This window comes from Microbacterium hanjuni (assembly GCF_043556395.1).
Classification (GTDB): domain Bacteria; phylum Actinomycetota; class Actinomycetes; order Actinomycetales; family Microbacteriaceae; genus Microbacterium.
In genome coordinates this window covers 227114-241379 of sequence record NZ_JBIGIK010000003.1, presented here as the reverse complement: position 1 = coordinate 241379, position 14266 = coordinate 227114, and the positions used below count along the sequence as shown (strand labels likewise).

The 14266-nt window shown below is 68.0% G+C and carries 12 protein-coding genes; 4 read left to right on the top strand and 8 right to left on the bottom strand.

The features are described 5' to 3' along the window. Positions 1-7: 7 nt before the first annotated feature. The 8 genes from ACFXP5_RS13345 to ACFXP5_RS13310 all read right to left on the bottom strand — a co-directional run bounded on the left by ACFXP5_RS13345 (position 8) and on the right by ACFXP5_RS13310 (position 9995). Positions 8-2446: a glycoside hydrolase family 3 C-terminal domain-containing protein gene (locus ACFXP5_RS13345; RefSeq protein WP_394544971.1), complete on the bottom strand. Its 2439-nt coding sequence runs from the start codon at positions 2444-2446 to the stop codon at positions 8-10. A gap of 40 nt (positions 2447-2486) precedes the next feature. Then, positions 2487-3716: an MFS transporter gene (locus ACFXP5_RS13340; RefSeq protein ID WP_394544970.1), complete on the bottom strand. Its 1230-nt coding sequence runs from the start codon at positions 3714-3716 to the stop codon at positions 2487-2489. A 96-nt stretch (positions 3717-3812) separates the two neighbouring features. Then, complete coding sequence (locus tag ACFXP5_RS13335; protein ID WP_394544969.1) at positions 3813-4964, bottom strand: MFS transporter; 1152 nt, start codon at positions 4962-4964, stop codon at positions 3813-3815. 2 nt (positions 4965-4966) lie between these two features. After that, complete coding sequence (locus tag ACFXP5_RS13330) at positions 4967-6256, bottom strand: aminotransferase class III-fold pyridoxal phosphate-dependent enzyme (protein WP_394544968.1); 1290 nt, start codon at positions 6254-6256, stop codon at positions 4967-4969. 7 nt (positions 6257-6263) lie between these two features. Beyond that, positions 6264-7040 (bottom strand): hypothetical protein, encoded by a 777-nt coding sequence (locus tag ACFXP5_RS13325; protein ID WP_394544967.1) that lies wholly within the window; start codon positions 7038-7040, stop codon positions 6264-6266. Next, positions 7030-7647 (bottom strand): TetR/AcrR family transcriptional regulator, encoded by a 618-nt coding sequence (locus ACFXP5_RS13320; RefSeq protein ID WP_394544966.1) that lies wholly within the window; start codon positions 7645-7647, stop codon positions 7030-7032. Before ACFXP5_RS13320 ends, ACFXP5_RS13325 begins: the two co-directional genes overlap by 11 nt. Positions 7648-7832: 185 nt before the next feature. Beyond that, on the bottom strand, positions 7833-8714 hold the full coding sequence (locus tag ACFXP5_RS13315; protein ID WP_394544965.1) for an intradiol ring-cleavage dioxygenase: 882 nt from the start codon (positions 8712-8714) through the stop codon (positions 7833-7835). 75 nt (positions 8715-8789) lie between these two features. Beyond that, a complete protein-coding gene (locus tag ACFXP5_RS13310) occupies positions 8790-9995 on the bottom strand; it encodes an MFS transporter (protein WP_394528895.1) in 1206 nt (401 codons plus the stop codon). Between the two features lie 374 nt (positions 9996-10369). On the opposite strand from ACFXP5_RS13310, the gene nrdH reads away from it, so the two are divergent. Genes nrdH through nrdF form a run of 4 tightly spaced genes read left to right on the top strand, consistent with a single transcriptional unit; the run spans position 10370 to position 14237 of the window. Continuing rightward, positions 10370-10603, top strand: coding sequence for a glutaredoxin-like protein NrdH (gene nrdH / locus ACFXP5_RS13305; RefSeq protein WP_394528894.1), 234 nt, complete (start codon positions 10370-10372; stop codon positions 10601-10603). A gap of 28 nt (positions 10604-10631) precedes the next feature. Continuing rightward, positions 10632-11096 carry a class Ib ribonucleoside-diphosphate reductase assembly flavoprotein NrdI gene (gene nrdI, locus ACFXP5_RS13300; RefSeq protein ID WP_394545421.1) on the top strand — a complete coding sequence of 155 codons (465 nt, stop codon included), beginning with the start codon at positions 10632-10634 and terminating at the stop codon, positions 11094-11096. Continuing rightward, complete coding sequence (gene nrdE, locus ACFXP5_RS13295) at positions 11078-13234, top strand: class 1b ribonucleoside-diphosphate reductase subunit alpha (RefSeq protein WP_394544964.1); 2157 nt, start codon at positions 11078-11080, stop codon at positions 13232-13234. The genes nrdI and nrdE overlap by 19 nt, the downstream gene beginning before the upstream one ends. A 28-nt stretch (positions 13235-13262) precedes the next feature. Further along, positions 13263-14237 (top strand): class 1b ribonucleoside-diphosphate reductase subunit beta, encoded by a 975-nt coding sequence (nrdF, locus tag ACFXP5_RS13290; RefSeq protein WP_394528892.1) that lies wholly within the window; start codon positions 13263-13265, stop codon positions 14235-14237. Positions 14238-14266: the final 29 nt, after the last annotated feature.

The following is a 14266-nucleotide window of genomic DNA, read 5'->3' as shown; positions in this document are numbered from 1 at the left end:
GCAGCTTTCACGCCTTGCTCCCCGACGCTCGAGCGACCTGTCGACGTGTGCGGCGGTCGGCGCGACGTCCGCCGAGGAAGGCGCGCACCGCTCCCCCGAGACCGCGGATCACCCGACCGTCGGCGATGCGCATCACGGCGTCCGTGAACACCGGGGTGAAGGTTCCCATGGTCAGCTTGTCGAGGGTGCGCAACGGCGCGGTGAAGATGAACGCCATCGTGATGTCGGGATAGCTCTGCGCGTCCGCGCGCCGTTTCGCGCGCTCCACGAAGCCGAAGGCGAACCGCACCAGTCGGCTCGGCGAGCGGCGCAGCTGATCGAGCGGGGTGTTGCGGTCGAACGGGGGAGAGATCCACTCGCGTTCGGGCACGGCTCGTCCGAGCAGCGCCGCGAAGGCCGCGTCGGCTACCTGGCCGACGTCGGCCGCCGCGTAAGCCGCCAGGGCCGGGTCGCCGTGGCCCGCGGGGACGGTGCCGTCGAGGTGGCGGATCGCCCGGAGCGGCAGGTCGGCGCTGTTCGGTCCGACGAGGATCTCGTAGTCGCCCGCCTCGACCTCCCAGTCGGAGGTGCGGACGTCGAAGAAGCGGAAGGTGCGCTCGCCGAAGGGGAGGGATACCCGGGTGCTCTCTCCGGCGGCGAGGCGCACCTTCGCGAATCCCTTCAGTTCTCGGGCCGGCCGGTAGACCGCGCTGGGCGAAGTGCGGGCGACGTAGAGCTGAGCGACGTCGGAGCCGGCGGTGTCTCCGGTGTTGGTGACGGTGAAGGATGCTTCGGACTCGGTGAGCGCGAGCTCGCTGTACGCGAATCGGGTGTAACTCAGCCCGAATCCGAACGGGAAGGCGGGCGCCACGCCGGCGCTGGTGCTGTAGCGGTAGCCGACGTAGAGCCCCTCGCGGTACTCGGCCGTGCGGTGGTCGGAGGGGAACGCCCGCGATGCGGGGGTGTCGCCTGCTTCGACGGGGAGGGTCTCGGCCAGACGCCCACCGGGGTTCACGGCGCCCGTCACGACGTCCCAGACCGCTTCGGCACCGGCCTGGCCCCCGAGGTAGGTGTGCAGCAGCGCGGCCGTGTCACCCAGCCACGGCATCTCGACCGGACCGCCGCCGGCCAGCACCGCGACCACGGGCGTTCCAGACCCGGCGACGGCGCGCAGGGCGTCGATCTGCGCTTGCGGAAGCCGAAGGTGGGGACGATCGCGCCCCTCGCTCTCATCGGCATCGGGGATCGCGAGCGCGACGACGGCCACGTCCGCGCCGCCGGCGAGCCGTGCGGCCTCGGCGAGCAGCCCGTCATCGGTCGTGCCGTCGGGTCGGTAGCCGGGCGCATACCCCGCGAGCGCGAGCGGGGTCTCGGCGATCGCGTCACGGAGGTTCGTCAACCGCGTCGGGTTCACCACCGACGATCCGGCGCCCTGATACCGCGGTGCGTCCGCGAAAGCGCCCACGAGCGCGACCCGGGTGGCGGGCGCCAGCGGAAGGACGTCGCTCTCGTTGCGCAGCAGCACGATCCCCTCCGCGGCCGCCCGCCGCGCGAGCGCGTGGTGGGCGTCGTCGTCCACCACGACCGACGTCTCGCGCGGGTTCACGCGGCGCGTGAGGGTGAGGATCTCGTCGACGCGGGCCTGCAGATCACTCGCGGCCAGGGTGCCGTTCTCGACCGCCGAAACGAGCGCGCGCACCGACGCGAACCCCGGGAAGGGCATCTCCAGGGTGCCGCCGGCCGCCGCCGCGGCGACAGGGTCGTTCGACCCGCCCCAATCCGACACGACGACCCCGTCGAAGCCCCATTTCCCCCGGAGGATGTCGGTGAGGAGGTGGGCGTTCTCGTGCGCGTACGTTCCGTTGACCAGGTTGTACGCCGACATGATCGCCCACGGTGCCGACTCGCGGACGACGATCTCGAATCCCGTGAGGTACAGCTCTCGCAGCGTGCGCTCATCGAGCACCGAGTCCGACACGAGGCGGCGCAGCTCCTGACTGTTGACCGCGAAATGCTTGGGCGTCGCGGCGACGCCCTCGGACTGGATGCCGCGGACGTAGGCGGCCGCCATCCGGCCTGCCAGCTCCGGGTCTTCGGACAGGTACTCGAAATTACGACCCCCGAGGGGGCTCCGCTTGATGTTCAGGCCCGGTCCGAGGAGCATCTGCACGCCCTTGGCGGCCGCTTCCCGCCCGAGAGCCTTCCCGAGTTCGGTGGCGAGGTCTTCGTCCCACGTGTTTCCGATCGTCGCCGCGGTCGGATAACACACGGCGGGTTCGCTCTGCCCCAGACCGAGGTGGTCGGCGTCGCTCTCCTGCTTGCGAAGTCCGTGCGGTCCATCCGACATCCAGATCGCGGGAACGCCGAGCCGGGGGATCGGGCGGGTCTCCCAGACGTCGGCGCCGCTGAGGAGGGCGGCCTGCTCGAGCAGGGTCAGGTCGGTCGCGCGGACGGGGTCGTCGGTCACCGGCGGGAGGTTCCGTTCAGCTGAGGGGTGGGGAGCGCGGTCATCGGATGCCCCGCAGCAGCGGGATCAAGGGGAGGGCGAGCAGGGCGACCACCGCAGTGGCGAGATAGAGGGCGGTGTACCCGCCGACCCCGGTCACCACGGGTGCCGCGATGACGGGGGCGAGTACTTGGGGCAGCGAGCTGCCCAGGTTCGCGACGCCCAGCAGCGTACCCCGGGTGCGGGCGTCGGGCAGCGCGTCGGTGACGATCGCGACGTCCACGGCGAGGAACGCCCCGTAGCCGATACCGAGCACGACCACCGCGGCGATGATGAACGGGATATCGACGGCGAAGGCCATGGCCACGGCTCCGAGAGCGAGCAGGAGGGATGCTGCCGCCATCACCGGTCGCCGACGGTGATAACGATCGGAGAGGGCGCCGCCGACCACCGCGCTGATCATCGCGACGGCGGCGTAGCAGACGGTCAGCACGAGGACCCAGGTGTCGGGAACGTCGATGCCTGCACGGTCGGTGAGGAAGAAGAAGAGGTACAACAGCCCGAGGGCGCTCACGAGGTTGATGAGGAAGCGCAGGAGGAAGGCAGCCACGAAGGTGCCGCTGACACGCCACGAGATCCGGCCCTCGTCGGCTGCCGGCGCAACGCGCTCCGCCGCCACCGGTGGGGAACCCGGACGGGTGAAGACGATCGGCAGCACGAGCAGCGGCACGGCGATCACCACGGCGATGTAGCCGATCGCTCCACCACCGGTGACCGTCGCCAGTGCTGTGCCCACCACGGTCCCGACGAGCTGCGCCACGCCGAACAGCGAACCCACCCATCCTCTACGCCGCTCGGGGACCCGGTCGGCGATCGAAGCAGCCAACACCGCGAAGGGTCCGTTCAGGCCGATCTGGGTGACGATCCATCCCGTCAGCATCACGGCAGGAGCCGTCGCCACGGCGAGCAGGACGAGTCCGACCAGGCCGACGGCGGTGCCGGCCAGCAGTACGGGAGTCCGGCTTCCCGTCCTCGCGCGGACCCGATCCGACAGTGCGCCCCACGCGGGGTTCGCGAGCATCGAGGCGCCGGCGCCCGACCCGATCACGAGGGCGAGCAGAGCCTCTTTCCCGCCATCACCTGCGAGCGTGGCCGCCTGCGCGGGAAGGAGGATCGAGATGGGCGCGAACCAGCCGATGGCCACACCCACGACCGCCGTGAGGAGCGCGGCCACCCATCCGCGCCGAGGTGCATCGCTCGTCGCCGGGGTCGGCGGGTCGGAGATTCGCATGGTCGACTCCTCGGGTCGAGGTGGAAGTGCGGCGGTAGACCTCCATTCGGACGAGGGCGGCAGGGCGGGTGCGCATCCGGATGGGATGCGACGAGGTTAGCGGCGTGAGGCGATCACGGCAGGGAGGGCGGTCGCGAGGAGCAGAACGGGGAGCAGGAAAGCCAGGGAGGCGCCGCCCGCGTCGATCACCAGACCCACCCCGACAGCACCGAAGACGGCGCCGGCGTAGTTGAAGAGGTTGACGCGCGCGATCACCTCGTCGCTGCGGGCGGGATCGATGCCGCCCGCTCGGGTGAAGGCGATCGGCACGAGTGCGCCCACGGCCAGCCCGCTGAGGGCGAACCCCGCGATCGCTGCCGTGGGCGCGTCGGCGAACGCGACCACGAGGCCGCCGAGCGCCCCGGCGATGACCGCACCGGCCAGGACGAGGGGAGTGCCGACCCAGCGGACGAGGAAGTCGGCGGCGAGACGCACGAGAAGAACGGCCGCCTGGTAGACCGCGTACCCGACCGGAGCGAGGGCGGCGGCGGCGCCGAGGCCGGTGAGGTGCACGGTGCCCCACGAGCTGATGGCCGAATCGATCGTGAATGCGGCCAGCACGACCAAACCCGTCACCACGATCGCTCGGCGAGGAAGGGGCGTCCGCGCTGTTCTCGCCTCGCGCGGGGCGCGTGCCGCCCGCTCGGGATCGAGGTGGCGGGTCGCGACGACGACCAGCACGATCTGCAGCACCGCCGCGGCGATCAAGGCGGCCATCGCTCCCATGCCGGCGGCGAACGCCCCCGACATCGTCATCGCGCCGAGGATGGCGCCGGCCGTGTAGGCCGCGTAGAAGCGGCCCAGGAGGGGCACGACGTGTCCGCGCTGCACGAGGACCGCCTGCATGTTGGAAGCCGCGTCGACGATCCCGAGTCCGAGACCGTAGATCAACGCTGCACCGATGAAGAGGGCCGGAAGCGACGCGGTCGCCATCACGAGCAACGACGCGGCCTGCACGGCGAAGCCGAGGGCGACGGCCTGCCTGCTGTTGCGGCGGATCGCGACGGCGTCGGCGACGACCGAGCCGAGCGCCGCGGTGACGCAGACGCCGAGCAGGATGATCGACAGGGCCGCAGCATCCAAACCGATCCGGGACTGGAACGACGGCAGGGCCGTCACCACGACCGCGTAGCCCGCGCCCTGCAGGGCGAAGACCCCGCCGACGGCGATCGCGCGGGAACGGGTGGGGGTGAGGACCGGAGTCGCCATGATCAAACCGCCTCGGGGTGGCGGTCGCGGAGGATACCGAAGGCCTCGTGCGCGATCTCGACGGTGCGGTCGATGTCGGCGTCGGTGAGGGCGGCGTTGATGAAGTGGTTGTGATGGGAGGTGAGGTAGGCGCCGCGCTGCACGCATTCGGCGATCCACTCCTGGTGCAGGAAGAGCGAGTCGGCCGGGTCGGCGATGCGCAGGTAGAACAGCGCCGGGGCGCCGGAGACGACGAGCTCGAAACCCTGGCTGGCGCCCGCGTCGACCAGACCGTCGGTGAGGCGCGTCCCCAAGCGCTGGAACAGGGCGGGCGCATCGATCTCGCGAAGCTTCCGCTGCGTGGCGATTCCAGCGGCGAACGGCACGGCGCTCATCCAATAACTGCCGGTGTAGGTGATGGCGCTCACCGCTTCGCGGAGCGAATCCTTCCCCATCAGGGCCGAGACGTTGTAGCCGTTCGCCAAGGCCTTGCAGAAGCAGATGAGGTCGGCTTCGAAGCCGAAGAAGTGGTCGCTGCCGGCGAGGTCGAGGCGGAATCCCGCGCGCACGTCGTCGACGATCAGCACGACGCCGTGCAGGTCGCAGAGCCTGCGCACGGCCTGCCAGTAGCCGTCGGCGGGCAGCGCATTGTCGAGGAAGTTGCCGTGCATGTAAGGAGTGGCGATCAGGGCTGCGACGTGGCCGCGGTGATCCGACAGCAGGGTCTCGAGGGCTGCGATGTCGTTCCACGGCACGTAGAGGTTGTTCGCCACGTCCTCCTCGAGCACCCCGGGGTAATCGAGCTTCTGGGTCCACGGGGCGACGCCGTGATAGAAGCCCTTGATGAAGACGACCTTCTTGCGGAGCGTGGCCGCGCGGGCGGTCATGATCGCGAGAGTCGTGGTGTCGCCGCCGTTCTTCGCGAAGATCGCCCAGTCGGCGCTCGCCACCTGGTCGACGAGGAGTTCCGCGAAATCCACCATGATGTCGGACGGCAGGCTCACGACGTCTTCGAGCCGGGCCTGCGCCACCGCGGCGGCGACGACGTCGGGGTCGTTGTAGCCCAGGATGTTGGGGCCGTAACCGCACATGTAGTCGATGAACTCGTTGCCGTCGATGTCCCAGAACCGGGTGCCCTCGGCGCGACGGGAGAACTTCGGGAACTTGTCGTAGGGCAGGTGCAGCCCCTCGGTCGGACCGAGGTGCCCGGGGATGCCCGCGGGGATCACGCGGCGGGCCCGCGCGAAGGTCTCCAGACTGCGGGTGAAGTCGAACGGGGCGGTCGTGGATGCTGGCGCGGAGGCGATGCTCATTCGGTGCTCACTTTCCGAGGTATTGACCGACACGGTCGAGGATGCGGCTGGTGTTGTCAACGAGGGGGATGTAACCGCGCAGCGCGATGCGCCCGTCGCCGACGCAGGCGAGGGCGCTCTCGCGGCCGGCGAGGACGTCGCCGGCCGTTCGAAGGTCGGCGAAACCGAACACGGCACGGGGGGCGGAATCGGTGACCTCGGCGCGTGTGATCGCGTGGTCGCGGACACGCAGGCGGTAGCGGAGGGCGTCGCCGACGGTGATGTCGAGGTCGCCGTCGCTCATGTGCGAGGCGCTGAAGCGGCCCGAGCGATCGTCGTTGGCGACGACGGCGATGGCGGAGACGGCCACGTCGAGCAGCAGCATCCGACTCGTATCGGCGAACTCCGGATCGGCGAGGTCGTCGGCGGAGGGTCGCAGGTAGCGGCCGAGCAGCACCGTGAGCGGCGTGAAGACGCTCGTCAGGAAGCGCAGCCCGGCGAGCCCCGCGAGCGGGATCGGCTGGGCCGTGCCCGTGACCACGGCATTCAGGTGCTGCGCGGAGCGGAACAGCAGCCGCGCCTTCGTCGCTCCCGGGGTCGGGTCGGTCGCCGAGATGCCGTCGCGGCGGCAGTGGAGCCGGGTCGAGTCGCCTCCGGCGACCGACAGGGTGAGCGAGACCGGAGCGCCCAGGCCTGCCAGCAGCTCGCGGGCTTCGGGCGCGAGCTCGGCGAGGCGGGGGAGCGCCCCGAAGACGGCGTGCAGGTTGATCGACGCCAACACCTTCTGGTCGGTTTCAGTGAGCATCTCGTACTTCCTGGGTTCGGAGCGGGCGGCTGTGGGATGCGATGGACGCGGCGGCGAACGCAGCCGTCCGCCGCGCGGCGTCGGTGTCGCGATCGGCAAGCCATGCCAGGGTGATGCCGTCGATGAAGGCCACCAGGGGGCGCGCGAGTTCGGCCGTGGGCGCGGTCCATCGCGTTCGGGTGAGGTCGGCCGCGTACTGCAGCATCTGCGCTCCGGAGGAGAAGTACGTCTCCCACTGCGTCGGCTCCTTAACCGTGCGATGCCGAGCGGCGAACAGTCCGAGTTCGAGTGAGACCAACTCGCGCTCGGGGTGCGCGACGAGCAGGTCGATGTAGGCGTTCAGACCGTTGCGGATGGCGGCTTCCACCGAGGTGGCGGCGATCGAGCCCGCTTGCGCGGCGAACCGCTCCTGCTCCGTGACGGTCTCGATGACCGCGTGCATGAGTTCGTCCTGCGTGCCGAAGATGTAACTGAAGGCGCCGAGGGGCATGTCGGCCTCGGCGACGATCGCCCGGGTGGTCGCGGCGGGGACGCCCCTCTGCGCCATCACCCGGATCGCTGCCGCGACGAGCTCTTCCCGGCGTTGCTGGGGCGGGATGCGGCGCATCAGCTCGTCATCCCGCTGAGAGCTGCGGCGACCTGCCGGATATCGCTTTCCATCGTCCCGCCTCCGAGTTGTACAACTGACCAAGTCAGTGTGGGGAGGGGACGGGGCCGAGCGCCAGATGCGAGTGGGAACGTTTACACGGCGGTAACGCCGCCGAATCAGCGCCGTCGATCGGCCCCGCGGGATCAGACCCCGATGGTGAGTGACGCGGTGTATCCGGCGCCCACGGAACCGGCCATCGAGGCGATCTGATGGATTCCGCCGTCTTCGCCGAAGACCATGTCCCCAGCGAGGGAGACCTGCGCCTGGTTGCGAACGCTCTGCTCGTATCCCGCCGTCGCGTAGACGAGGTCGTTCGTCTCGGCGGGTAGTGCGATCTGCGAGGTCTTGACGATGGGGCCCGTCGCGACGGCCGTCGCGACGTCCTGGTAGACCTCGAAGTGGATATGGGGCCACCGTCCGCTGTAGCAGGCGGGGTAGATCGAGGTGAAGGTCACCGTGCCGTTCGCGTCGGTCTGCTGCACCCCGCGCAGGTAGTTCTCATTCTCGACCCCCGAGCTGTAGAGCGAATAGTCGCCGGCGCGGTCGCAGTGCCAGAGGTAGACGCCGCGACCGGCGAGGGCCTCCCCGCTCGTCGCGTCGCGCACCGTGAGGGCGATGGTGAGCGCCACCCCGCCCGCGACGGTGGTGGACGAACCGAACGAGGAGCGGATGTCGCTGCGCACGATGCCGGAGTCGTCCAGCACGTTCACTCCGTTCGAGCCGTCCGCGGGATAAGGGCCACCGGTCTCGTCCGGCACCTCGTCGACAGCGGCGGATGCTGCCGCGCTCGCCGTGCGGGAGGCGGTCGGGGTCGCGTTCGGTGAAGCCGTGTCGGTCGGGGCGGTCGCAGCATCCGTTGTACTCGTCGTGGCTCCGCACGCCGCGAGGAGAGTGGTGAGCGCGACGCCACCGAAGATGCCGAGGGCGCGGCGCCGGCCGACAAGGGTCTGGATGTCGTAGACGAGACCACGGTGGTCCTCGTCGATCTCGCGGCCGTTCTCGTCTGTCCAGCGCGGGTCGGTCATGGGCTCTCCTCCGGTCGATGCGACCACCCAACGTCACCGCCCTATGCGGCAGCTATCACCGGACCCAGCAGTGCCTCAGGTGATCGTGGGGACCGGCTCGGTGTCGGGCGTGGGGGCAGCGTCGCGACCACGGAGGTCGGGGAAGCCGCGGACGAAGACGACCGAGACCACGACGCCGGCCACGGCGAACACCACCGCCGCGACGTAAGCGCCCGGTGCGCCACCGGCATCGATGAGGAACCCGGCGACTGCGGAACCGGCAGCGGCGCCGATGAGCTGTCCGGTACCGACCCAGCCGTACGCCTCGGCCGTCTCGCTGAAGCGCACGCTGGCTGAGGTGATGGCGAAGATCACCGCGAGCGCGGGGGCGATGCCGATCCCGGCGAGGAAGAGCGTGCCGCCCAGCCACCAGATGTCGAGCGAGAAGAGGGTGAGCGCGAGGCCGGCGGCGACGATCGCGAGGCGTCGGGCCATCGCCCACGGCCCCATCGGGATGTGGCCGAAGCTCAGGCCGCCGGTGAGGCTGCCGATCGAGAAGATCGCGAGCATGATGCCGGCCTCGGCGCCGCCGTGACCGAAGGTGGCGACGACGCCCACCTCGACCGCGGAGCACGCCCCGATGAGGAGGAACCCGGTGACGGTGGCCAGCAGCACGGGAGGCTTGGCGAGCACGCGGCCGATGCCGCGGCGGCTGCGGGGGATGCGGACGCGACCGACCTCGGGGGAGAGGATGAACCACGCCCCGCCGCCGATGAGGATCGCCACCACCAGCAGCAGGGCCTCCACGGTGCCGATCTGGGTGGCCACGAATGTGGTCACCACCGGGGCGACGATCCAGATGATCTCCTGCAGGGAGGCGTCGAGGGAGAAGAGCGGGGTGAGCTGGCGCGAGGACACCATCTTCGGGTAGATGGTGCGCACGGCTGACTGCACGGGGGGCGTGGCGAGTCCCGCGAGCAGGGCGAGGGCCATGTACCCCGGCACCGGGAGCCGCACGAGCGCCAGCGCGGTGATCGCGGCCGCGCAGACGACGAGGGTCAGCACGAGCACGCGGCGCATGCCCCACCGACCCATCCACCGGCTCGTGATGGGTCCGGAGATGGCCTGACCGACGGAGGTGGCGGCGAGCACGAGGCCGGCAGCGCCGTACGAGCCGGTGACCTGCTCGATGTGCAGCAGGATGGCGAGGCTCGTCATCCCGTTGGGAAAACGAGCGGTGAGCTGCGCGGCCATGATCCGCGCGATGCCCCGCGTCTGCAGCAGATCCTTGTACCCAGCCATGACCTGTCCACGCTACCGACTTCGACCCCTCCTCGGGGACACGCGGCGACACGTCGCGGCGACACGCCGAGGCGTCCGATTCCACAGGTATCCGGTGTCGGAGGGTGCTCGTACCGTCGCCCCTGTGGATGGATCTGCGACGGCGCCGCGAAAACCGCGGGATTCGGCGTCTGCAGGGCCTGCGAGAAAAGCTGCCGCCTGTGGATGAATCGGTGGACAACATGTGTTGTATCTGGGGAGAGCGGTGGAAAACTACACGAATGTAACTACTACCCCTTGTGGTGACTTCCGATGTCGGCACCCATATGTAGTATTGAGCTCCCGGCGGGGTACCACCGGGCACAGCACAGGTTTTGAGGGGAGAAACGGTTCTTATGGCTATCACGGTGTACACGAAGCCCTCGTGCGTGCAGTGCACGGCGACGTACCGCGCATTGGACTCGAAGGGGATCGAATACGAGGTGCTCGACCTCTCGCAGGACGCGGGCGCTCTCGAGCAGGTGAAGGCCCTGGGTTACCTCCAGGCGCCGGTGGTCATCACCGACGAAGACCACTGGTCGGGCTTCCGTCCCGACAAGATCAACGAACTCGCTTCGCGACTGGCCTGATCGAGAGACAGGGTTCGGGGCCGTGGAGATGAGTGCCGCGGTCGCGGTCGGTGATCCGGTGCGATCCAGCGCCGACGCTTCGCTGCTCCTGGTCTACTTCTCGAGCGTGTCGGGCAACACCGCACGTTTCATCGAGAAGCTGGGGATGCGGGCCGCGCGAATCCCTCTTCTGCCGAGCGATCCCGAGCTCCACGTCGACGAACCCTTCGTGCTCGTGACCCCCACCTACGGCGGGGGTCAGGGGCGCGGCGAGGAGAAGGGTGCCGTTCCTCGACAGGTCATCCGTTTCCTGAACGACGAACACAACAGAAGCCTCATCCGCGGAGTGATCTCCGCGGGCAACACGAATTTCGGTGAGCACTTCGGTCTCGCCGGTGACATCATCAGCCGCAAGTGCTCCGTGCCGCACCTGTACCGGCTCGAACTGTTCGGCACGCCCGAAGACGTGGACCGCGTCGGCGAAGGATTGGATCAATGGTGGAAGCAGCACTGAAGGAAATGGACCTGGCGACCCAGGCCCGCTTCGAGGGCATGGATTACCACGCCCTCAACGCGATGCTCAACCTGTACGACGCGAACGGCAAGATCCAGTTCGACGCCGACAAGCGCGCTGCCCGCGAGTACTTCCTGCAGCACGTCAACCAGAACACGGTGTTCTTCCACTCCCTCAAGGAGCGTCTCGACTACCTCGTCGAGAAGGAGTACTACGAGCCCGCCGTGCTCGAGCAGTACCCGTTCGAGTTCCTGCAGGAGATCAACGACTTCGCCTACGGTAAGAAGTTCCGTTTCGAGACCTTCCTGGGCGCGTTCAAGTACTACACGAGCTACACCCTGAAGACGTTCGACGGCAAGCGCTACCTCGAGCGCTTCGAGGACCGCGTGGTGATGACCGCTCTCGGTCTCGCTGACGGCGACCAGAAGCTCGCCCTCGAACTCGTCGACGAGATCCTCTCCGGCCGCTTCCAGCCCGCCACCCCGACGTTCCTCAACACCGGCAAGGCGCAGCGCGGCGAGCTCGTGTCGTGCTTCCTGCTGCGCATCGAAGACAACATGGAGTCGATCGCCCGCGGCATCAACTCCGCCCTGCAGCTGTCCAAGCGCGGCGGCGGCGTGGCATTGCTGCTGTCGAACATCCGCGAGGCCGGCGCCCCGATCAAGCAGATCGAGAACCAGTCCAGCGGCATCATCCCCGTGATGAAGCTGCTCGAAGACAGCTTCAGCTACGCCAACCAGCTCGGCGCGCGTCAGGGCGCGGGCGCGGTGTACCTCAACGCGCACCACCCCGACATCATGCGGTTCCTCGACACCAAGCGTGAGAACGCTGACGAGAAGATCCGCATCAAGACGCTGTCGCTCGGCGTCGTCGTGCCCGACATCACGTTCGAACTGGCGAAGAACGACGAGGACATGTACCTCTTCTCGCCGTACGACGTCGAGAAGGTCTACGGCGTCCCCTTCGGCGACATCTCGGTGACCGAGAAGTACCGCGAGATGGTCGATGACGCGCGCATCAAGAAGACCAAGATCAAGGCTCGCGAGTTCTTCCAGACCCTCGCCGAGATCCAGTTCGAATCGGGCTACCCGTACATCATGTTCGAGGACACGGTGAACAAGGCCAACCCGATCAAGGGCCGGATCAACATGTCGAACCTGTGCTCCGAGATCCTCCAGGTCAACACCCCGACGACCTACAACGAAGACCTCTCGTACAACCAGATCGGCAAGGACATCTCCTGCAACCTGGGTTCGCTCAACATCGCCCTGGCGATGGACGGCGGAGACCTCGGACGCACGGTGGAGACCAGCATCCGGGCCCTCACCGCGGTGAGCAACCAGAGCCACATCCGCTCGGTGCGCTCGATCGAGGACGGCAACGACCGCTCCCACGCGATCGGCCTCGGCCAGATGAACCTGCACGGGTACCTGGCGCGCGAGCACGTGTACTACGGCTCCGAAGAGGGCATCGACTTCACGAACATCTACTTCTACACGGTGCTGTTCCACGCGCTGCGGGCGTCGAACCGGATCGCGATCGACCGTGGTTCGGTCTTCGACGGCTTCTGGGACTCGACCTACGCCTCGGGGGAGTTCTTCGACAAGTACCTCGAGCAGGAATGGGTTCCCCAGACCGACAAGGTGAAGGAGATGTTCGCGGGTCACCACATCCCGACCCAGGCGGACTGGGCCGAGCTGAAGGCGTCGATCCAGCAGTACGGCATCTACAACCAGAACCTGCAGGCCGTGCCGCCGACCGGTTCGATCTCGTACATCAACAACTCCACGAGCTCGATCCACCCGATCGCCGCGAAGGTCGAGATCCGCAAGGAAGGCAAGCTCGGCCGCGTCTACTACCCGGCGCCGTTCATGACGAACGACAACCTGGAGTACTACCAGGACGCGTACGAGATCGGTTACGAGAAGGTCATCGACACGTACGCCGCGGCGACGCAGCACGTCGACCAGGGCCTGTCGCTCACGCTGTTCTTCAAGGACACCGCGACCACGCGCGACATCAACAAGGCTCAGATCTACGCCTGGCGCAAGGGCATCAAGACGATCTACTACATCCGCCTGCGCCAGATGGCGCTCGAGGGCACCGACATGACCGAGTGCGTCAGCTGCACGCTCTGATCATCCGACCGGCAACGAAGGACGAACGATGAGCGAGAAGCTCCCGCTCCTGGACCACGTCCAGGCCATCAACTGGAACCGCATCCAGGACGACAAGGACCTCGAGGTCTGGAACCGCCTGGTGAACAACTTCTGGCTGCCCGAGAAGGTGCCGCTGTCCAACGACATCCAGTCGTGGAACACGCTGACACCCGATGAGCAGACCCTGACGATGCGCGTGTTCACGGGGCTGACCCTGCTCGACACGATCCAGGGCACCGTGGGCGCCGTGTCGCTCATCCCCGACGCGATCACCCCGCACGAGGAGTCCGTCTACACGAACATCGCGTTCATGGAGTCGGTGCACGCCAAGAGCTACTCCTCGATCTTCTCGACGCTGTGCTCGACGAAGGAGATCGACGAGGCGTTCCGGTGGTCGGTGGAGAATCCGTACCTTCAGAAGAAGGCGCAGATCGTCATGGAGTACTACCGCGGCGATTCGCCCCTCAAGCGCAAGGTCGCCTCGACCCTGTTGGAGTCGTTCCTGTTCTACTCCGGCTTCTACCTGCCGATGCACTGGTCGTCGCGGGCGAAGCTGACGAACACGGCCGACCTCATCCGCCTCATCATCCGTGACGAGGCCGTGCACGGTTACTACATCGGCTACAAGTTCCAGAAGGGCCTCGAGCGCGTCTCCGAGGCGGAGCGTCAGGACATCAAGGACTACACCTTCTCCTTGCTGTACGAGCTCTACGACAACGAGGTGCAGTACACGCAGGATCTCTACGACAGCGTTGGTCTGACCGAGGACGTCAAGAAGTTCCTGCACTACAACGCCAACAAGGCCCTGATGAACCTCGGTTACGAGGCGATGTTCCCGTCGTCCGTGACCGATGTGAGCCCGTCGATCCTGTCCGCGCTCTCGCCGAACTCCGACGAGAACCACGACTTCTTCTCCGGCTCCGGTTCGTCCTACGTCATCGGCAAGGCCGAGGCGACGGAAGACGACGACTGGGACTTCTGAGCCGAGTCGAAGAAGGGGGCGGATGCTGC

Coding starts and splice junctions, on each gene's coding strand:
- ACFXP5_RS13335 (WP_394544969.1), bottom strand. CDS start 4,964: ATGGCGACTCCGGTCCTCACCCCCACCCGTTCCCGCGCGATCGCCGTC.
- ACFXP5_RS13315 (WP_394544965.1), bottom strand. CDS start 8,714: ATGACCGACCCGCGCTGGACAGACGAGAACGGCCGCGAGATCGACGAG.
- nrdI (WP_394545421.1), top strand. CDS start 10,632: ATGAGTGCCGCGGTCGCGGTCGGTGATCCGGTGCGATCCAGCGCCGAC.
- nrdH (WP_394528894.1), top strand. CDS start 10,370: ATGGCTATCACGGTGTACACGAAGCCCTCGTGCGTGCAGTGCACGGCG.
- ACFXP5_RS13340 (WP_394544970.1), bottom strand. CDS start 3,716: ATGCGAATCTCCGACCCGCCGACCCCGGCGACGAGCGATGCACCTCGG.
- nrdE (WP_394544964.1), top strand. CDS start 11,078: ATGGTGGAAGCAGCACTGAAGGAAATGGACCTGGCGACCCAGGCCCGC.
- ACFXP5_RS13310 (WP_394528895.1), bottom strand. CDS start 9,995: ATGGCTGGGTACAAGGATCTGCTGCAGACGCGGGGCATCGCGCGGATC.
- nrdF (WP_394528892.1), top strand. CDS start 13,263: ATGAGCGAGAAGCTCCCGCTCCTGGACCACGTCCAGGCCATCAACTGG.
- ACFXP5_RS13320 (WP_394544966.1), bottom strand. CDS start 7,647: ATGCGCCGCATCCCGCCCCAGCAACGCCGGGAAGAGCTCGTCGCGGCA.
- ACFXP5_RS13325 (WP_394544967.1), bottom strand. CDS start 7,040: ATGCTCACTGAAACCGACCAGAAGGTGTTGGCGTCGATCAACCTGCAC.
- ACFXP5_RS13330 (WP_394544968.1), bottom strand. CDS start 6,256: ATGAGCATCGCCTCCGCGCCAGCATCCACGACCGCCCCGTTCGACTTC.